The following is a 17,959-nucleotide window of genomic DNA, read 5'->3' as shown; positions in this document are numbered from 1 at the left end:
CGGCTCAGCGCCGGCGGCTCACCCGCCGCGCGGCCAACAGCAGCACCACCACCAGGATGGTGCCGCCGACCATGAGCGCGATCCGCAGCTCGTGATTGTTCGAGCCGGACTCCGGTTCGGCCGCGGGTTCGGCGTCGGTGTGGGCGGGCGGACTGGCCAGCGCCACAGACGAATTCGGCGTCTTCGCGGCCTCGTCCGGCATGCTCCCGATGCTCGCACCGCCGGGCAGGGCGAAGGCGTAGTCGAGCAGCTTGGCCGCCTGCTCCCACGGCCGGAAGGGCCGCACATCGGCCTTCAGCAGCGTCACCACCAGGCGATGGCCATTGCGTTGCGCGGCCGCCACGAAGGTCTGGCGGGCGTCGTCGGTGTAGCCGGTCTTGCCGCCGATCGCGCCGTCGTACTCGTAGAGCAGGTGATTGTCATTGGCGATCGGGAAGCCCGGGTGATCCTTGTCGTCCGGGTCCTTCGGATTCGCCGGGAAGCCCGGGAAATCGACCTGTTCGGTATGGACCAGCTCGGCGAACAGCGGCAGCGTCATGGCGTGCCGGAACAGCAGCGCCAGATCGTAGGCCGAGGTGCTCATTCCCGGCCCGTCCAGCCCGGATGGCGTGGCGGCGCGGGTGTCCAACGCCTGCAACTGCTTCGCCAGCGCGTTCATCTTGGCGACCGTGGCCTCGTCGCCGCCCAGCTGGGTCGAGATGGCATGCGCGGCATCGTTTCCCGACGCCATGATCAGGGCCTGGAACAGCTGCTTGTTGGTGTACGTTCCGCCCGGCCCGATGCCGACCCGGGTGCCGTCGGCATTGGCGTCGTCCTGGGTGCCGATCACGGTCTTGTTCACGTCCAGCGCCGGAATCGCCACCGAGGCCAGCAGCACCTTGATGGTGGAGGCCGGTCGGTACCGCCCGTGCGGGTCCTTGGCCGCGATCACCTTGCCGGTATCGAGGTCGGCCACCTCCCACGCCGTCGCCGAGATGCCCTCGGGCACCGGCCCGGCCCCCGACGGCAGGATCACCCCGCACCCGCCCAGTTGCTTGCCGCCGATCGGCGGGCTGGGAATCGGCAGGGCGGCCGGGGCCGTCCGGCCGGGCTCGGGCACCTCGGAGGTGTCGATGGGCGGCGGCGGGGCCGTCTTGTTCGGACAGTCGTCGGTATTGGGTGTGGTGAACGGCGTTGTCGTGGTGGAGGGTTGGGCCTCCGAGACACCGGGGAGGGGTCCGAAGGCCACCACGGAGAACGCGGCCAGCCCGGCCACCGAGGTGGCGGCGGTACGACGGATGGCGCGGCCGGTGGCCGCGCCCGCTGCTCGATGCGGATGCCTGCGGATGATCATCGAGCCCGACTTTATCGCCGACCGGACCGGTTGGCGCGGAGGCTAGTTCGCGGTGTGGTTCACCGGGCAGCCGTGGGCCAGCGGGCCGAGCAGCTTGTTGTTGTCGTAGAAGTGCTCGAGCTCGAGGATGCGCAGGTCCTCGGAGACCTTGGCGATGGTGATGCCGGTCATCTCGATGAGCTCGCCGGTGGGCTGGTGGCCCTTGTACTCGCCCTCGTAGCGACCCCAGTGCCGCCACTTGAAGGCGACGGTCGGCGGGCCGGAGAGCACCTCGAGGACCTCCCAGAAGAAGCCGCCGGGGAAGGCGGTGTGGAAGATCTTGTGCGAGGACTCGAAGTCCTCACCCCGCACGTCGTAGAAGGGGTTCTCGCCGATCAGGATGTTGTAGGACCCGATGCGCGCGAACTCCTCGGCGTCCTGCCACTGGCCGCCGTTGACGCGGCCGCGGTAGTGCTCGGCCACCAGCGACACCCACTTGGCCGGATCCTTCTTGTGCGAGACCTCCATCTCGAAGACCTTCACGAGCTCTTCGACGATGTGCTCCAAGGAATCCGGCGCGTGCTGGGTGGTGCGCTCGACCGGAATGACCTCCTTGCTCAGGTGGTAATCGGGCGCGCCCTCGCGCCAGTCCTCCGGCGCGGCCGCGGCGATGACGGCGTCACGACCCTGCAGATGCAAGGGGGTCTCGACGGATTCGGTTGCTTGGTCGGTCATTTCGTGCCTCACGTGTCCAGACCCGTTGGGGGGTCGCAGATCTCAAAACGGACCGGATGACGGTAACAGCCCCGACACCTCCCGTCGCGGCGAGCCGTTCCGGCCCATGACACGACAAGAATTGACAGCATCTCCAAAATGAGAGAATCTCTCATTATCGAGAAACTCTCAAATGATTGGACCTGTCATGAAAGCTGAGGGAGTGCGCCGCTGGCTGGCGCTGGGAGCCCTGGCGATCGCCATGCTGACCATCGGTCTCGACGTCACCGTGCTCACCGTCGCCCTGCCCACCCTGGCGGTCGACCTGCACGCCGATACCTCCGCGCTGCAGTGGTTCAGCAGCGCCTACACCCTGGCCCTGGCCGCGTTCATGCTCCCGGCGGGTGCCCTCGGCGACCGGTACGGGCGCAAGAAGCTGCTGCTCGCCGCCCTGCTGGTGTTCGGCCTCGCGGCCGTGGCCTGCGCGTTCTCCACCGGTTCCGGTGAGCTCATCGCCGCCCGCGTGGTGCTCGGGGCCGCGGCGGCGGCCATGATCCCGCTGTCCATGTCGGTGCTGCCCGCGCTGTTCCCGCAGGAGCGGGACCGCCAGCGCGCGCTCAATATCTGGATCACCTCCACCGCCATCGGTCTCCCGCTCGGCCCGATCGTGGGCGGCTGGCTGCTGCAGCACTTCTGGTGGGGCTCGGCCTTCCTGCTGAACGTGCCGCTGGTCGTGATCGGAGCCACCGCGGTCGCGCTGCTCGTGCCGGAATCGCGCAGCGAGAACGCCTTCCGCATCGACGTCCCGGGCGTGCTGCTCTCCGCGGCCGGAATGCTCGGCCTCACTTACGGTTTCATTCGCTGCGGCCAGGAGGGCTGGGGCAACGGTCCCGCCTGGGCGGCCATTGTCGCCGGTGTGCTGGCGCTCGGGGCGTTCCTGCTGTGGCAGCGCCGCACCGCGCACCCGCTGATCGATGTCGGACTCTTCGGCGCGGCCGGATTCCGCTGGGGCACTGTCTATCTGGTGCTGGTCAACTTCGCGATGTTCGGCATGTTCTTCACCCTGCCGCAGTACTTCCAGGCCGTGCTCGGGGCCGACACGCTCGGTAGCGGCCTGCGGTTGCTCCCGCTGATCGGCGGACTCGCCCTCGGCTCCCGCGTGGTGGACAAGTTGCAACCCAAGGCCGGGCTGCGGGTGGTGCTCACCACCGGATTCGCACTGCTGGCCCTCGGCGTCGGCATGGGCGCGATGATCACCGTGCACACCGGTTACGGCTTCGTGGCGACCTCGCTGGTGCTGCTCGGCATCGGCATGGGCTTCGTGATGCCCGCCTCGATGGCGCTGGCCATGGGGGATCTCACCGCCGAGCGCGCGGGCTCCGGATCGGCACTGCTGCAGGCACTTCGGCAGGCGTCGGGCACCATCGGCGTCGCGGTGCTCGGCACCGTGCTCTCGACGCAGTACCGCTCGAGCCTCGGTGAGCTGAACCGGCCGCCGGTCTCCGACGGCGTGAACGCCGGTGTCGGCGTGGCGCGCAAGCTCGGCGATCCGGCCATGCTCGCCCACGTGCAGACCGCGTTCACCGACGGCATGGACGCCATGCTGTGGGTGTGCGCCGGGATCTGCGTGGTGGCGATGGTGATGGCGGCCGTGCTGACCCGCGGCCAGGCTCCTGCCGGTGCCGCCGATCTCGATGCGGGACAATCGGTCCATGTCGGCTGATATCGCCTCCGCGACGCCCCCGGCCCCGGTGAAAACCAAGGCCGGGGCCGGTCTGCGGGAACGCAAGAAGGAACGCACCCGCCGCGCCATCCGGGTGGAGGCGTTCCGGTTGTTCCGGGAGCAGGGCTATACCGAGACCACTGTGGAGCAGATCGCCGCGGCGGCCGACATCTCGCCCAGCACGTTCTTCCGCTACTTCCCGTCCAAGGAGCAGGTGGCGATGGCCGACGATCTGGACCCGGTCATGATCGCCTCGTTCGAATCCCAGCCGGCGGAACTGTCGGTGCTGGCGGCCTTCAAGAAGGCCACGCTGGAATCTTTCGACGCCCTCAGCCCGGAGGATCGGGAATTCGAGCGGCAGCGGGTCGAGTTGCTGTCGAAGGTGCCGGAATTGCGCGGCGCGATCGGGCGGGAACTGGAACGCAGCAACGACATGATCGCGGAGCTGGTCGCGCGCCGGACCGGCCGTTCCCCCGACGATTTCGAAGTGCGCATTTTCGCCGGCGCGCTGAGCGGGGCAATGCTGAGCTTCATCGACCACGAGAACTTCGGCCCGGAACAGATCATCCGGGTGCTCGATTTCCTCGAGGCGGGTATGCCCCTCTAGACCGGCTTCACGCTCACGAGTCGTTCCACCGTCTCATCGGTCATGGTGTCGAAGAACCCGCCGACCACATCCTCGATCTCGCTCACGGATTCGGCGCAGTACAGCACCGGCTGATAGTGCGTGATGTCGTAGTCGATGGTCCCCATGGCGTGAATGTCCAGCGGCCGCAGATCGGCGTCCCGGAACTCCTCGATCTCCCCGTAGGAGGACAGCAATCCCGCGCCGTAGCAACGGACTTCGCCGTGCTCGCGCAGGACCCCGAACTCCATGGAGAACCAGAACACGTCGGCCAGGAACTTCAGCGCCCGTTCGGTTTCGATCCGCTTGACCGCCGCGCCCACCGTCTCGTAGAGCGCCGCGAAGCGCGGGCTGGCCAATTGATTGGCATGGCCGAGGATTTCGTGAATCGCGTCCGGCTCGGGGGTGTACAGCGGCGCGGAGTGATGGCGAATGTACTGGGTGGAGTGGAAGGTGCGATCGGCGAAGGAGCCGAAGAACTCCCGCAGCGGCACCAGTCCGGCGGCCGGGACATAGCGGAATCCGGTGAGCGGCACCAGCTTCGTCGCGACCTCGTCGAGCTGCGGAATATGGTCGGCGGGCAGTGCCAACCGCTGCGCCGCCTCGATCACCTCCGTGCAGGCGTAGCGCTCCCGCTTGCGCGCCAGTTCGACGGAGACGATGCGCCACACCTCCTGCTCCTCGTCGGTGTACTCGACGTGCGGCACCGGCGCCCCCGGCCGGTAGTCCAGTGCGAGAGCGGCGATGGCATTGCGACGGGCCCGGTACTCGGGATCGTGCACCCCCGGATGCTCATCGCTCAGGTGCACGGTCACATTGCCGTCGACGCCGGTGGTCACGGGCGAGTACAGCTGAGCTTCGGTGAACATACGTCGATGCAAGCACTGCTATGTGATCTAGACAACAAAGAAGCTTCCAGCTAGTCAAATTGTCTAGCTAGCCGGGGGAGCTGCCCGTGTCGTTGCCCGTGCTCTTACCTCAGACACCGCGAAATACATTGCGGTGATTCATGATTCAAATTCCTCGCCGCTGCGCGAAGGCTTGATTCCAACGCGTCGAACCGGGTATCCGGCTAACGTGATCCCGCGAATCACCGCGAGCGCGACGATGGCGGGAGAAATCGAGCCGTCGACGGTACGCCACCGCGGGTGCCGGGCGTGGGCACGCTGTTGGGGCCCGACCGGGCGGTACCAGTGGACCGTGCATGACTGTCTGTGAGTGGTCGAGGAGTGTTGGGAGATACGCGGATACGGTGGAGCGTGACCGAGCGGCGAGGCTGCTCGGTGGTGTATCCGCACGGTGAACTGACCTCGGCCACCTATCGGGAGATCGCCGACGGCCTGGTCAAGTTCGCGGTCGACGAGCCACGCGCTGTGATCGTGGTCCTCGATGATCTGCGGGTGGTCACCGAGACCCTCTACGCCGCGTTCAGCAGCGCCCGGATGCGGGTGGGGGAGTGGCCGGGTGTACCCATCGTGCTCGTCTCGCACTGCGAGTCGCGACGACGATGGCTGCGGCACAGCGCCATTCGCCGGTTCGTCCCGATTCACGCCACCGTGTGGGAGGCGGTGCACGAGCTGGGTGAGCCACCGCCGCGCCGTCGCGTCGCGATCGATCTGGCGCGCACGGCGAACTGCGGCCAGCGGGCGCGGCGCTTCGTCGACGAGACCTGCGAGCGGTGGAACGTTCGGGAGGTCCGGGTCGACGCGCTGCTCATTGTCACCGAGCTGGTCGAGAACTCCTTCCTGCACAGCGCGATCGACGCGGATATGCAGTTGCGCCTCGAACTGCGCGATCACGTGTTCACGGTCGCGGTCGGCGATGACGATCCGCGCGAGGCCCTGCTGCGCGAACCGGGCGCGGGCGGGACCCGCCATTACGGACTGCACATCGTGGCCCGGCTGGCGCGGGCATGGGGTTGTGCGCCGCGCTGGCCGAGCGGCAAGATCGTGTGGGCCGCTCTGGCCACGAGGAGCGGGACCCGATTCGGTGATGATCCGGCGGCCTCGCCCCGGTAATCTCGCCCTCCAGCCGGTCCAGGCCCACGGGGGAGAGGCCGCCCGCATCGAATACCGCGGGCGGCCTTGATGTTTCGCCTTCCGCCACGGTCAGCGGCGTTTGCAGCCGCCGCCGACGCGAGTCGACTCAGCGCGGGGCGTTGGCCGGATCGACCAGGGTGGGGGTCCGGCCCTCCTTGCGGGCCTGCTTGGCGTCCTCGAAGAACTCACGGCTGAACAGGGCCGACAGGACGGCGATGCCGCCGCGGTGAACGCGGAACTCGCTCTTGACGCTGGTGCCCGTCAGCCGAATCACGCGGCCCTTCGCGTCCTGCGGGCGGGACATGTCCTTGACCCGGCCGCGGCCGGTCCACTCCAGCTCGGACTGGTCGATGACCGCGTCCTCGGGGACGAGCAGCTTGACCATGGCGTGGTCGAGGTTGGCGTGCACGACGATCTCCTGCTCGCCCTCGATCCAGGGCGAGCGCAGGTCGATGACGACGCTGCCGTAGCGGGCCTTCACCTCGAAGGAGCGGGCGTGGGTCCAGTCGCCCAGGTGCTTCTCGGTGCCGTGGTCGGTGTGGATCTTGACGGTGTCGGTGCTCTTGATGGTGCTCATCGCCCTGTCCTTTCGGAGTGTGGTGCGGGTCGGGTTCGCCTGCTCCTCAATAGTGACACATAAACTAGTTATCTGGCAACTAGTGCGATTGAACTAGTTTTGGAGCACCTAGTACGATGACTGGCATGACAGCATCGACGCAGGCCGCCACGTTCAAGCGCTCGCCTCTGGCCATGGCGGTGCTCGGCATCCTGCACCTGGAACCGATGCACCCGTACGCCATCCAGCGCCGCATCAAGGAGTGGGGCAAGGACAAGGTGGTGAACGTCGGCCAGCGCGCGCAGCTCTACAAGACGATCGCCCGCCTGCAGGAGGCCGGGCTGGTGGCCGTCCGGGAGACCGGCCGCGACCAGCAGTATCCGGAACGCACGGTCTACGAGATCACCGACGCGGGCCGGACCGCCTGCCTCGCGTGGATCAACGAGATGGTCAGCACGCCCCGGAATGAATTCCCGGAATTCCCTGCGGCCCTGTCGTTTCTGATGCTGCTGGCGCCCGCCGACGCGCGGACGGAACTGGAGAAGCGCGCAATCGCGGTGCGCGCCAAGCTGAACGAGATCGACGAGGGCATGACCCAGGCCCAGAAGTTCGGTCTCCCGCGCATCACCCTGCTCGAGGACGAATATCAGCGCGCGGTCAGCGAAGCCGAATTACGTTGGCTGGAAGGTATAGTCGCCGCCCTGACGAATGGCAGTCTGACCTGGTCCTGGGAATCGCTGGCCCGCTTCCAGAATCAGACCATCGGCCCGTGACCGATGTCGCGCCGTCATTGTCGTGCCCGGTCTGTTTCGAAATGTGTTGCGGCAGGTGCTGTTCCGGTGATCGTGTGAATGATCTCGGCGGCGACGGTGGCCAGTTTCACGTTGCGGCGCTGTGAGTTCTGCCGCAGCAGTTCGAAGGCTTGATCGCGTCCACAACGGCGCTGGCCCATGACGATGCCCAGCGCCTGATCGATCACCGAACGGCTGGCCAGGGCACTGAGCAGCTGTTCGGTCGTTTCGGCCTGCCGCGCGTAATCGAAGGCGGCCGAGAGCAATACCGCCGTGTGCGTCGCGGTCAGGGCGACGGTGTCATGGGTGTGGGGGCCGAATTCGTACGGTCGCCGGGCGTACAGGGTCAGCACGCCGATCGTCGCGTCCTCGGTGACGAGTGGCTGTGAATGGATCGACCGGACATCGTGTGCGCCGACCTGCGCGGAAAAGCCTTCCCAGCGACGTTCCAGGGTGACGTCCGGAACCGACACCGGCAGCCCGGTCTCCAGGGCTTCCGGACTCGGTCCATGCCCGCCGTGATACTGGATCTCCTCGATCGACGCCGCCCGGGGATCGTTGGACGCCAGTGCGATCCGATCGCGACGCTGTCTGATCAGGACTCCCAGCATGGGCTGCCCGGGCAGCATGCCGGACACGACGTCGGCGAGCACGCTCGCCGACTCCGCGATGTCGTGGATGGACAGCAGGCGGGAGGTGAGCTCGGAGAAACCTATCGCGAGTTCCGGTGATGTCTGGTCGGCGGCTTCCCGCTGCATATCAGTCAATTGTGCGGGCCATCCATATCGCTCGAAACGGTAATAGGTCCCTTCCTCTGGGGAGTGTCGGTCGGTTGGCATCGGGCGGCGCTCGGCTCGTGCGCCGACTATGAAGCCTCACACTGCGACCGGCCGGCCACGATGCAGGTCGGCCATGGAAAGGTACGCAGCGTCACGGTGCGGACGCCGGGCTCTGTCTTCCGACTATTCGGATCGGCAGTGCCCGGGTGTTGTTCCAGAACTCGCTGGACATCGGCTTCGGTGGGCGGTTCGTCGTGTCGATACCACTGCTCGAGATCCTCCGGGGCATCGGTGATTTCGAGGCAGATCACCTTGTCCACCAGCTTCGTGAGTGTGCTGACGGCCCGGCCCTCGGCGACCGGCGCGGCCACCACCACACGTAATGCGCCGCGCTCGCAGACGGCGCGGGTAGCGGCACGCACGTCGGTGAGATTCGCGCCCCCGAGGGTGTCCTCGACGATCACCACCGTGCGACCCCGCAGGTCGATTCCGGTGTATCGCCGGTTGGGGCGTTCGAGGCGATGTTGTGGCCGAGGTGGTCGCGCGCCCTCCATGTCATCGAGTGTAGAGTCCGTTAAGCCGTTGCGGCCTAAGATATCTCGTGGTTTGTTTACCACCAGCACGTCGAGTGGCGCCCGCAGCGTCGCGGCTATTTCCTCGGCGACGGCGACGCCGCCGGGTGACAGGACCAGCAATGCGATGTCCGGGCCCCGGAAGGCGCGCAGGCGATCGGCCAGCAGGTGCCCGCCGGTGTGGCGATTATCGAGCAGCATGGCATGTCTCCAGCGTCGATGGTGCGAGAGGACAGCCAACCAATGGCGCGTCGAGTGGCCGGAGACCGCCGAACACCGGGTAGTTCGAACACCCGGGAGTCGAGCACAGCGCGGCCGGACATCTCAGACGTCCAAAGGTAGGCGACGATCCGGAGCCACGCTTCGGGACTCGGAGATGTGAGGAAATTCTACCCCCGGGCGCGGGGGTGTGCGGTGGAACCGTCGGCGCGTGCCAAGCCCCGTAATCGGCTGGAAATCAATGCATTCGACAGTCAGGATGCTCGAACCGGTCACTACGCCGGACGCGGGTAGGACAAATCGGCCTCGGGATCGCGGGCGCTGTGCCAATGGAGGTACTCGGCGGTGGCGTCGGCGAGCGCGCCGAGCAGGGGCCATTCGCCGGCCATTACCGGATCGGCGTTCCGGTAATACAGCGACAGAACTCCCATGAGCCGACCGGACGTGCTGATCATGGGAGTGGTTTGCACGGCGCGAACGCGCTCGGCCAGCATCACGTCGCGGTCGGCGGTACTGAGCGACAGACTCGCCCCGACATCGGGTATCGCGACCGTTGACACGTACCCGGCGGGTGTGGCGTTCGTGCCGTCCGGGGTGCCGACCCATCGGAAGAACTCCAGCAGCGGGCGGTGGAATCCGTGCTGTGCCGCGATCCACAGGCCGTCGAGTACCGGATCGAACAGCTGCACGATCGCCCTGTCCGCCTCCGAATGCAACAGGGCGGTTCCGACGATCGACCGCAGCAGCGTCGCGCGGCTCGCGCCGGCGAGGAAGTATGGATCGAACGCGTACACCTGCGGATAGCTGGTTCGGCCGCGCACGACCAGCCCACGGACCGATCTCTCGGTGTCGGAGATCTCGGCGTCGACGCGGTACTGGTGCATCCGGGCGAGTTCGTGGGAGAGCACGGTATTCGCGCCCGACCGCGCGCTTTCCGCGCGCCGTCTGGCCGATTCGGCGTCGCGGCGTCGCTGGGTGACCCCAAGATGTGCGGGGGACACCGGCAAAGGCTGTCCGCCCGCGGTGTTCAATTCCGCCATACGGAACACTCTAGGCGCTCCAGCGGCCGATGCCGAGGGTCTGATGTCACCGTAAACGACCGTCCCGCAATACCTGGTCCGCGATGCGCGTCAATGGGACGCCCTCGGCGAAGGCACGCGCCCGCAGCAGCGCCAGGGCCGCGTCGAGATCGCGGCCGTGTTGCGCGGCGACCAGTCCGGTCGCCTGATCGATGGTGTTCGGATAGTCCGCATCATCGAAAAACGTTCCGCGCAGCGGGAAATCGCCGGTTTTGTCGTCCTGCTCGCCGAGCAGCACCGTGGTGGTCAGGGTGTCGGCGACCGCGGCAGCACAGCCGAGAATGTCCGCGCCGGAGCTGAACTCGCGCGAGTATCCGCACAGTGCGCCGAGACGCCGCGATCCGACGCGCAGCGGCACGGCCAACACCGTGCGGATGCCCAAATTGCTTACTGCGCTGCCGAATTCGGGCCATTGCCGACTCAAATCCGCGTCGGTGGCGAAGATCTCGTCCGTGCCGGCGGCGATGTCCAGCGCCGGGCCGTCGCCCAACACCGCCTCGGTGTCGTGCACCGTGCGCGCGGTCGCGTCCGAGACCGCGGCGAGCAGCTCGTGGCGATGTTCGTCGAACAGGATCACGACCGCGCTCTCCATGCGTATCTGGTCCGCCACCACCGTCATGAACACCGGCCGCCGGGTCGAAGCCCCACCGGTGTGCCAGCGCAACAGCCGGATCGCGTAGTGCCGGTACAACCGCGCGCAGGCCCGTTGGCGCTGTTCGGAACGCCGGTGCAGGGCGGCCATGCGCAGCCGGAAGGGCTGCATCGACTCGGGCGGCCGGGTTGCCTGCGACTCGTACATCAGGGCGGTCCTGGCCGCCTTACCGGCACGTTCTAGTGCCAGGTCGTAGCGTCTCAAGGCCTCGGCTATATCCGCGGCCTCGGCCGGTAGCGGCGACACGCACTCAGCGTAGCCTCGGCCCCCGGGAAAAGCTCCGGTCGAATCACTTTCGTTGCGTGGCGGCGGGTGTCGGCGTCGTCTCCTCCATGAGCAGGACGACGCCGTCGCGGGCGCCGTCCAGCCGCGAACAGCTCACGGCGCACACGATCGAGCGTCCGATCCGGTTGACGGCGGGGACGTCGATGGGCCCGGCGCGGCGTCCGGTGCGCAGGGTCTCCGCGATGGTGTCCTGCAGCAGATCGGTGGGCAGGCCGAAATCGAGGGTCAGGAAGTGCTGCTGGCAGACCTCGTCGGCCCGTAGCCCCCAGAGCTCCTCGGCTCCCCGGTTCCAGCTGCGCACCCGCAGATCGCCGTCCAGGACCACGACGCCGGCCGCGATGCTGGACAGGATCCCCTCCAGGAATGTCCGAGCCTCATCGAGTTCGGTGCTGCGAATGCGCAGCTCCTCGTTCATGGTCTCGAGTTCCTCGTTGCCGGATTGCAGTTCTTCGTTGGTGGTTTCGAGTTCCTCGTTGGTGGACTGGAGTTCTTCGTTGGTGGTTTCGAGTTCCTCGATGCTGGATTGCAGTTCTTCGTTGGTGGTTTCGAGTTCCTCGTTGGTGGACTGGAGTTCCTCGTAGGCGGTCTCGAGCTCCTCGCGCTTCACCTTCACTTCGAGGGCGAGCCGGGTGGACACCGTGGTGTCGACGAAACTGACGGCCACGCCCACGTTGACACCGTCCGGGTTCCATAGCGGCTGGACGATGACATCGAAGAACTGGTTCTCCTCCGGGCCCAGCCGCCGCTCCACCGAGGCGAGCCGGATCGCCCGGCGCTCGGTGATCGCCTGCTCGATGGGCGAGCGCAATTCGACCGGCCGGTAAGATAATTCGAGCTCGCTCAGTGGACGGCCGAGGTCGTGCTGATTCAAGCCGAACTGGCCGCGCATCTGGTTGTTGATCACGGTGACCTTGCCGTCGATGTCGACGCCGATCATCGCGAACGGTGCTGTCTCCAAGGCTAGTTCGCTCAGTTGTCGCTTCTTGACGAAGCCCTGGACCTCCTGGCCCAGGACCGTGTCCAGGCGTGGCGGCAGCACGGTGTTGTGGCCGGCGGATTCGCCGACCCGGCGGCGGAAGACCCGCTGCCGCATATTGGTGACCTCGAACCGTTCGCCGTCCGACAGCAGCATCTCCGCCTTGCCCAGGAACAGGAAACCGCTGTCGCGCAACGCGAAGTGAAAGCGGTCGAGAATCTGGGACTGGGCCTCCACATTGAAATACATCAGCGCGTTGCGGCACACCAGCAGATCCAGCCGCGAGATCGGGGCGTCCCTGGTGATGTCGTGGCGGCCGAAGATCACCCGCCGCCGCAGATCCGATCGGAAGACGAACTTGTCGCCGCTGGGCTCGAAATAGCGACCGCGCAATTCGCTCGACAGCGGCTCCAGCGCCTTCGCGGTGTAGAGACCGCTGCGGGCGTCCCGCAAGGCCTCCTCGTCCACATCGGTGCCGTAGATCTTGACCCGCTTGGCGCATTCGTCGATGCCGAGCACCTCGGCGAAGGCGATCGCCAGTGAATACGCCTCCTCGCCGCTGGAGCAGCCCGCGCTCCAAATCCGGATCTCGCCGCCCGGCGAACCGGACACGAGTTCGGGAATGATCTCGCGCTGCAGGTACTGCCAGGCGTCGACATCGCGGAAGAAGCTCGTGACGTTGATGAGGATGGTGTTGAACAGGTACTGGAATTCCTCGGCGTTGCTCTCCAGATAGTCGCGGTAGTCGAGGTATTCGACGATCCGCACCTCTTGCATCCGCTTACGGATGCGGCGCGCCAGCGAGGACCGCTTGTAACCGGTGAAGTCGAACCCCCGCGCGTCGCGGATGAAGATCAACAGATCCTCGAGCGGGCCGTCCACCTCCGGCAGCTTGCCCTCCGCGGCCGCGGTCTGCTCGAACTCCGTCACGAATTCCTCACTTCGACCAGGCCGCGAATCAACGCGGCGATCTCCTCCAATGGCAGTACGAAATCCACAGCGCCGGTGCGCAAGGCGGCGTCCGGCATACCCCGGAAGTCCGCTTCATCCGGATCTTGCACGATCACCGTGCCGCCCCGGTCCTTGACCGCGCTGACCCCCATCGCACCGTCGCTGCCCGAACCGGTGAGCACACAGGCGATGGCGCGTGGCCCGTAGGCGCCGGCCACCGACTCGAACAGCAGATCCGCCGAGGGACGAACGAAGTGCACGAGTTCACTGCTGGACAAGGTCAGGACACCGTCCGGACCGACGAGGAGATGATAATTCGGCGGCGCGACGAGAATGACTCCGGGCTCGGCCCGCTCGCCCGCCTTCGCGAGCCGCACCGGCGTTCCCGCCCGGCGGGCCAGCACCTCGGCGATGACCGTCTCATGCCGCGGGTCCAGATGCTGAACGACGAGAACCGGCACCGGGAGCGAGGGCCTCAAATCGGCCAGCAGCCGACCCAGCGCGGTGATGCCCCCCGCGGAGGACGCTATCGCGACGATGCCGAAACCCGTCGCCGGGGTCGACCGACCGGAGTCGTGCTGCACGGCACCAGCCTAACCTGCGGGCGCACGGTTGACGCATGCCCGACTCAGGTTGTGGCTCAGAAGAATCCGTCGTCGCCGCCATTGTCGTAATCACCGCGCCCGGCGTCCTCGAAACCGCGTTCGTAGGCGCGTTCCTCATCGCGGTTCTCGTCGTCGGCCAGCATCTCGCCGATCAGCATGCCGCCGACCAGACCGGCCGCGCCCGCGCCGACCATCGCGCCGGTGCTGTGGCCCTGCCGCGGCGGCGGGGGAGCGTAGCCCGGCTGGGGGTAACCGGCGGGCGGGTACCCGGGCTGCGGGGGATAGCCGGGCTGGGGCGGATAGCCCTGCTGCACAGGCTGATAGAACGGGGGCTGCGTGGTCTGGATGCGCTGCGCACAGAATTGGCAGACCTCGACGGTACGGGCCACACCCCACTGCGGTTGCCACATCACCTGATTGGTGGCCGGGCCGTGAGCCGGGTCGAAGAAGCAGATCACAGGACTATCCTCTACGTGCGCGCCCAGCGCGAGCCGGGCTTGGTGCCTTCGCAGGGACAACGTCCGAGCCGCCCGCGCCGGTTCCCGTGCACTTCCTCTCACAGCGAAGGCCGCCCGCATCCGAAGATGCGGGCGGCCTTCGAGTTTCGGCGCTCCCGAGCGTCGGGAATCCCTAGCGGGTGAACAGGAGGGCGCGCTTGACCTCCTGGATCGCCTTCGTCACCTCGATGCCACGCGGGCAGGCGTCGGTGCAGTTGAAGGTGGTGCGGCAGCGCCAGACGCCCTCGACGTCGTTGAGGATGTCGAGGCGCTCGCGGGCGGCCTCGTCGCGGCTGTCGAAGATGAAGCGGTGCGCGTTCACGATCGCGGCCGGGCCGAAGTAGCTGCCGTCGCTCCAGTACACGGGGCAGGAGGTGGTGCAGCAGGCGCACAGGATGCACTTGGTGGTGTCATCGAAGCGGGCGCGGTCGTGCTGGGACTGGATGCGCTCGCGGGTCGGCTCGTTGCCGTGCGTGATGAGGTACGGCTTGACGGCCTTGAATGCGTCGAAGAACGGCTCCATGTTCACCACGAGGTCCTTCTCCACGGGCAGGCCGCGGATCGGCTCGACGGTGACCGTCAGCTCCTTGCCGCCCTTGGGCAGCATGTCCTTCATGAGGATCTTGCAGGCCAGGCGGTTCACGCCGTTGATGCGCATGGCGTCGGAACCACACACGCCGTGGGCGCAGGAGCGGCGGAAGGTGAGCGTGCCGTCCAGGTAGGACTTGATGTAGATCAGCACGTTCAGGAACCGGTCGGTCGGCAGGACCGGGACCTTGAACTCGTCCCAGTGCTGGCCCTGCCCGTCCTCCGGGTTGAAGCGGGCGATCTTGACCGTGATCAGGGTCGACCCGTCCGGCACCGGAGCCGGCTTCTGCGGCGTTTCAGCGACAGCAGTCATCAGTACTTACGCTCCATCGGCTCGTAGCGGGTCTGAACCACGGGCTTGTAGTCGAGGCGGATGTCGGAGATCAGCTCCGGGCTCGTCTTGTAGGCCATGGTGTGCCGCATGAAGTTGACGTCATCGCGGTCCGGGTAGTCCTCGCGGGCGTGGCCGCCGCGAGATTCCTTGCGGTTCAACGCGCCCGCCACGGTGACCTCGGCCAGCTCCAGCAGGAAGCCCAGCTCGATGGCCTCGAGCAGCTCGCTGTTGTAGCGGCGGCCCTTGTCCTGCACGGTGATCCGCGAGTAGCGCTCCTTGAGCACCTGGATCTCCTCGAGCATGGACTTCAGCGACTCCTCGGTGCGGTACACACCGGCCTTGTCGTCCATGGAGTTCTGCAGGTCGGTGCGGATGTCGGCGACGCGCTCGTTGCCGTGGTCGGACAGGATCAGCGCGATCCAGTCCTGCACCATCTGCGACGGGTTCTCCGGCATCTCCACGAACTCGGCGCGCTGGGCGTACTCGGCGGCGGCGATGCCCGCGCGGCGGCCGAACACATTGATGTCCAGCAGCGAGTTGGTGCCCAGGCGGTTCGCGCCGTGCACGGAGACGCAGGCGCACTCGCCCGCGGCGTACAGGCCCGGGACGATGTCGGTGTTGTTGCGCAGCACCTCGCCGCGGATGCGGGTCGGGATGCCGCCCATCACGTAGTGGCAGGTCGGCATGACCGGCACCGGCTCCTTGACCGGGTCCACGCCCAGGTAGGTGCGGGAGAACTCGGTGATGTCGGGGAGCTTCTCCTCGAGCACGTCCTCGCCGAGGTGGGTCACGTCGATGAGCACGTAGTCCTTGTTCGGTCCCGCGCCGCGGCCCTCGCGCACCTCGAGCACCATGGAGCGCGCGACGATGTCACGCGGCGCGAGGTCCTTGATGGTCGGCGCGTAGCGCTCCATGAAGCGCTCGCCGGAGGCGTTGCGGAGAATGCCGCCCTCACCGCGCACGGCCTCCGAGATGAGGATGCCCAGGCCCGCGAGACCCGTCGGGTGGAACTGGTGGAACTCCATGTCCTCCAGCGGAAGTCCCTTGCGGAACACGATCGCCATGCCGTCACCGGTGAGGGTGTGGGCATTGGAGGTGGTCTTGTACATGCGACCCGAACCACCGGTGGCGAAGATGATCGCCTTGGCGTGGAACACGTGCAGATCGCCGGTGGCCAGCTCGTAGGCCACCACGCCGGTCGCGATCGGGCCGTTGGGGCCGTCGGTCAGAACCAGGTCCAGCACGTAGAACTCGTTGAAGAACTCCACGTCGTGCTTGACGCAGTTCTGGTACAGCGTCTGCAGGATCATGTGGCCGGTGCGGTCGGCGGCGTAGCACGCGCGGCGCACCGGGGCCTTGCCGTGGTCACGGGTGTGACCGCCGAAGCGACGCTGGTCGATCTTGCCCTCGGGCGTGCGGTTGAACGGCAGGCCCATCTTCTCCAGGTCGAGCACGGCGTCGATGGCCTCCTTGGCCATGATCTCCGCGGCGTCCTGGTCGACCAGGTAGTCACCACCCTTGACGGTGTCGAAGGTGTGCCACTCCCAGTTGTCCTCTTCGACATTCGCGAGCGCGGCGCACATGCCACCCTGCGCCGCACCGGTGTGCGAGCGGGTCGGGTAGAGCTTGGTGAGCACGGCGGTGCGGGCCCGGGGACCGGCCTCGATCGCCGCACGCATTCCAGCGCCACCGGCACCGACGATCACGACGTCGTAGCGGTGTTCCTGAATCGGTCGGGATTCACTCATTCGAGGTGGCCTGTCCTTAACTGATGTTGGGGTCGAAGGTGAAGATCACGTACGTGCCGGTGACCAGGATCAGGATCATGGACACCACCAGCAGGGCCTTCAGCCAGAAGCGGGTCTGGTCCTTGCGCGCGTAGTCGTCGATGACAGTGCGAACACCGTTGCCGCCGTGCAGCTGCGCGAGCCAGAGCATGGTCAGATCCCAGATCTGCCAGAACGGCGAGGACCAGCGGCCCGCGACGAACGCGAAGTTCAGGCGGTGCACACCGCCGTCGAGCATCAGCATGATCGTCATGTGGCCGATGACCAGGATGACCAGCAGCAGGCCGGAGGCGCGCATGAACAGCCAGGCGTACTTCTCGAAGTTGTTGCCGGACTGCCGACGCGGGGCGCGCGGGGCATCGAGGGAGGCGGGGCGGTCGTAGGACTTGCCGAGAACGGGTGCGGTCATGTCGGCTCTCAATTCGTCAGCAGGTAGAAGAACTGGCGGCCGACACCGGCCCCGGCGACGAGGATCCAGATCGCGAGCACGATCCAGAGCATCTGCCGCTGGAAACGCGGGCCCTGCGACCAGAAGTCGACGAGGATGATGCGGATGCCGTTGAAGGCGTGGAACAGCACGCAGACAACGAGAGCCATCTCCATGAGGGCGACCACGGGGTTCTTGTAGGTCGCGATCGTGTGGTCGTAGGTGTCCGGGCTGACTCGCACCAACGCGGTATCGAGGACGTGGACGAACAGGAAGAAGAAGATCGTCACGCCGGTGATGCGGTGCAGAGCCCAGGACCACATGCCGGGGTCGCCTCGGTACAGGGTCCGCTTCGGCTTGGCCGGAGCTTCTAGCGTGGTCATAGAGTGCGGTGCCTCCAACGTCGTCGATGGACCCGGTCAGATCCGGCCGCGGAGCCGTTGGACTG

The 17,959-nt window shown here is 66.9% G+C and carries 19 protein-coding genes; 4 read left to right on the top strand and 15 right to left on the bottom strand.

The genetic code is table 11. From position 1 onward, the window contains the following. Positions 1-4 precede the first annotated feature (4 nt). Together VMT65_RS17600 and VMT65_RS17595 are read right to left on the bottom strand one after the other, a co-directional pair. Positions 5-1,333, bottom strand: coding sequence for a D-alanyl-D-alanine carboxypeptidase family protein (locus VMT65_RS17600; protein ID WP_326309359.1), 1,329 nt, complete (start codon positions 1,331-1,333; stop codon positions 5-7). A 42-nt stretch (positions 1,334-1,375) separates the two neighbouring features. After that, entirely contained in the window at positions 1,376-2,047 is a 672-nt protein-coding gene (locus tag VMT65_RS17595) for a SnoaL-like polyketide cyclase (RefSeq protein ID WP_326309358.1), read from the bottom strand. A gap of 187 nt (positions 2,048-2,234) precedes the next feature. Between VMT65_RS17595 and VMT65_RS17590 the strand changes: the two genes are divergently transcribed. Beyond that, positions 2,235-3,749 carry an MFS transporter gene (locus tag VMT65_RS17590; protein WP_326309357.1) on the top strand — a complete coding sequence of 505 codons (1,515 nt, stop codon included), beginning with the start codon at positions 2,235-2,237 and terminating at the stop codon, positions 3,747-3,749. Continuing rightward, positions 3,739-4,356 (top strand): acyl-CoA-like ligand-binding transcription factor, encoded by a 618-nt coding sequence (locus VMT65_RS17585; protein ID WP_326309356.1) that lies wholly within the window; start codon positions 3,739-3,741, stop codon positions 4,354-4,356. Before VMT65_RS17590 ends, VMT65_RS17585 begins: the two co-directional genes overlap by 11 nt. On the opposite strand, the gene VMT65_RS17580 is transcribed toward VMT65_RS17585, so the two are convergent. Further along, on the bottom strand, positions 4,353-5,243 hold the full coding sequence (locus VMT65_RS17580) for a phenylalanine 4-monooxygenase (protein ID WP_326309355.1): 891 nt from the start codon (positions 5,241-5,243) through the stop codon (positions 4,353-4,355). The two genes, VMT65_RS17585 and VMT65_RS17580, sit on opposite strands and share 4 nt — an antisense overlap. Positions 5,244-5,633: 390 nt before the next feature. Between VMT65_RS17580 and VMT65_RS17575 the strand changes: the two genes are divergently transcribed. Then, positions 5,634-6,392, top strand: a complete 759-nt coding sequence (locus VMT65_RS17575) for a hypothetical protein (protein WP_326309354.1) — start codon at positions 5,634-5,636, stop codon at positions 6,390-6,392. A 127-nt stretch (positions 6,393-6,519) separates the two neighbouring features. Here the strand turns inward: VMT65_RS17575 and VMT65_RS17570 are convergent, their stop codons facing one another. Then, positions 6,520-6,990 carry a hypothetical protein gene (locus tag VMT65_RS17570; RefSeq protein WP_326309353.1) on the bottom strand — a complete coding sequence of 157 codons (471 nt, stop codon included), beginning with the start codon at positions 6,988-6,990 and terminating at the stop codon, positions 6,520-6,522. Positions 6,991-7,115: 125 nt separating this feature from the next. Between VMT65_RS17570 and VMT65_RS17565 the strand changes: the two genes are divergently transcribed. Continuing rightward, positions 7,116-7,742 (top strand): PadR family transcriptional regulator, encoded by a 627-nt coding sequence (locus VMT65_RS17565; RefSeq protein ID WP_326309352.1) that lies wholly within the window; start codon positions 7,116-7,118, stop codon positions 7,740-7,742. 14 nt (positions 7,743-7,756) lie between these two features. Here VMT65_RS17565 and VMT65_RS17560 read toward each other — a convergent pair whose 3' ends face one another. The 11 genes from VMT65_RS17560 to sdhC form a co-directional block, all read right to left on the bottom strand. Beyond that, a complete protein-coding gene (locus VMT65_RS17560; protein WP_326309351.1) occupies positions 7,757-8,518 on the bottom strand; it encodes a GAF and ANTAR domain-containing protein in 762 nt (253 codons plus the stop codon). Between the two features lie 107 nt (positions 8,519-8,625). Then, complete coding sequence (locus VMT65_RS17555; protein WP_326309350.1) at positions 8,626-9,312, bottom strand: hypothetical protein; 687 nt, start codon at positions 9,310-9,312, stop codon at positions 8,626-8,628. 293 nt (positions 9,313-9,605) lie between these two features. Continuing rightward, positions 9,606-10,370 (bottom strand): hypothetical protein, encoded by a 765-nt coding sequence (locus VMT65_RS17550; protein ID WP_326309349.1) that lies wholly within the window; start codon positions 10,368-10,370, stop codon positions 9,606-9,608. Between the two features lie 46 nt (positions 10,371-10,416). Further along, positions 10,417-11,307, bottom strand: a complete 891-nt coding sequence (locus tag VMT65_RS17545) for a GAF domain-containing protein (RefSeq protein WP_326309348.1) — start codon at positions 11,305-11,307, stop codon at positions 10,417-10,419. Between the two features lie 43 nt (positions 11,308-11,350). After that, on the bottom strand, positions 11,351-13,252 hold the full coding sequence (locus VMT65_RS17540) for a CheR family methyltransferase (protein WP_326309347.1): 1,902 nt from the start codon (positions 13,250-13,252) through the stop codon (positions 11,351-11,353). Beyond that, the gene (locus VMT65_RS17535) at positions 13,249-13,857 is read right to left on the bottom strand and encodes a chemotaxis protein CheB (RefSeq protein WP_326309346.1); all 609 of its coding nucleotides are present in this window, start codon (positions 13,855-13,857) and stop codon (positions 13,249-13,251) included. Before VMT65_RS17535 ends, VMT65_RS17540 begins: the two co-directional genes overlap by 4 nt. Before the next feature lie 56 nt (positions 13,858-13,913). Continuing rightward, a complete protein-coding gene (locus VMT65_RS17530; protein ID WP_326309345.1) occupies positions 13,914-14,336 on the bottom strand; it encodes a hypothetical protein in 423 nt (140 codons plus the stop codon). Between the two features lie 172 nt (positions 14,337-14,508). After that, positions 14,509-15,276 carry a succinate dehydrogenase iron-sulfur subunit gene (locus VMT65_RS17525; protein WP_326309344.1) on the bottom strand — a complete coding sequence of 256 codons (768 nt, stop codon included), beginning with the start codon at positions 15,274-15,276 and terminating at the stop codon, positions 14,509-14,511. Continuing rightward, positions 15,276-17,045 carry a succinate dehydrogenase flavoprotein subunit gene (gene sdhA, locus VMT65_RS17520; RefSeq protein WP_326309343.1) on the bottom strand — a complete coding sequence of 590 codons (1,770 nt, stop codon included), beginning with the start codon at positions 17,043-17,045 and terminating at the stop codon, positions 15,276-15,278. The genes VMT65_RS17525 and sdhA overlap by 1 nt, the downstream gene beginning before the upstream one ends. A gap of 16 nt (positions 17,046-17,061) precedes the next feature. Next, positions 17,062-17,493 carry a succinate dehydrogenase hydrophobic membrane anchor subunit gene (locus VMT65_RS17515; protein WP_326309342.1) on the bottom strand — a complete coding sequence of 144 codons (432 nt, stop codon included), beginning with the start codon at positions 17,491-17,493 and terminating at the stop codon, positions 17,062-17,064. Between the two features lie 8 nt (positions 17,494-17,501). Further along, positions 17,502-17,894: a succinate dehydrogenase, cytochrome b556 subunit gene (sdhC, locus tag VMT65_RS17510; RefSeq protein WP_326309341.1), complete on the bottom strand. Its 393-nt coding sequence runs from the start codon at positions 17,892-17,894 to the stop codon at positions 17,502-17,504. Between the last annotated feature and the right edge of the window lie 65 nt (positions 17,895-17,959).

Origin of the sequence: Nocardia sp. CDC153 (assembly GCF_035818515.1) — a bacterium.
In the GTDB taxonomy this organism is placed as follows: domain Bacteria; phylum Actinomycetota; class Actinomycetes; order Mycobacteriales; family Mycobacteriaceae; genus Nocardia.
Note: the sequence above shows the minus strand (reverse complement) of the source record. Positions and strands in the feature narration are given on the sequence as shown.

Coding starts and splice junctions, on each gene's coding strand:
- sdhC (WP_326309341.1), bottom strand. CDS start 17,894: ATGACCACGCTAGAAGCTCCGGCCAAGCCGAAGCGGACCCTGTACCGA.
- VMT65_RS17595 (WP_326309358.1), bottom strand. CDS start 2,047: ATGACCGACCAAGCAACCGAATCCGTCGAGACCCCCTTGCATCTGCAG.
- VMT65_RS17580 (WP_326309355.1), bottom strand. CDS start 5,243: ATGTTCACCGAAGCTCAGCTGTACTCGCCCGTGACCACCGGCGTCGAC.
- VMT65_RS17555 (WP_326309350.1), bottom strand. CDS start 9,312: ATGCTGCTCGATAATCGCCACACCGGCGGGCACCTGCTGGCCGATCGC.
- VMT65_RS17560 (WP_326309351.1), bottom strand. CDS start 8,518: ATGCAGCGGGAAGCCGCCGACCAGACATCACCGGAACTCGCGATAGGT.
- VMT65_RS17565 (WP_326309352.1), top strand. CDS start 7,116: ATGACAGCATCGACGCAGGCCGCCACGTTCAAGCGCTCGCCTCTGGCC.
- VMT65_RS17585 (WP_326309356.1), top strand. CDS start 3,739: ATGTCGGCTGATATCGCCTCCGCGACGCCCCCGGCCCCGGTGAAAACC.
- VMT65_RS17515 (WP_326309342.1), bottom strand. CDS start 17,493: ATGACCGCACCCGTTCTCGGCAAGTCCTACGACCGCCCCGCCTCCCTC.
- VMT65_RS17570 (WP_326309353.1), bottom strand. CDS start 6,990: ATGAGCACCATCAAGAGCACCGACACCGTCAAGATCCACACCGACCAC.
- VMT65_RS17525 (WP_326309344.1), bottom strand. CDS start 15,276: ATGACTGCTGTCGCTGAAACGCCGCAGAAGCCGGCTCCGGTGCCGGAC.
- VMT65_RS17600 (WP_326309359.1), bottom strand. CDS start 1,333: ATGATCATCCGCAGGCATCCGCATCGAGCAGCGGGCGCGGCCACCGGC.
- VMT65_RS17590 (WP_326309357.1), top strand. CDS start 2,235: ATGAAAGCTGAGGGAGTGCGCCGCTGGCTGGCGCTGGGAGCCCTGGCG.
- VMT65_RS17550 (WP_326309349.1), bottom strand. CDS start 10,370: ATGGCGGAATTGAACACCGCGGGCGGACAGCCTTTGCCGGTGTCCCCC.
- sdhA (WP_326309343.1), bottom strand. CDS start 17,045: ATGAGTGAATCCCGACCGATTCAGGAACACCGCTACGACGTCGTGATC.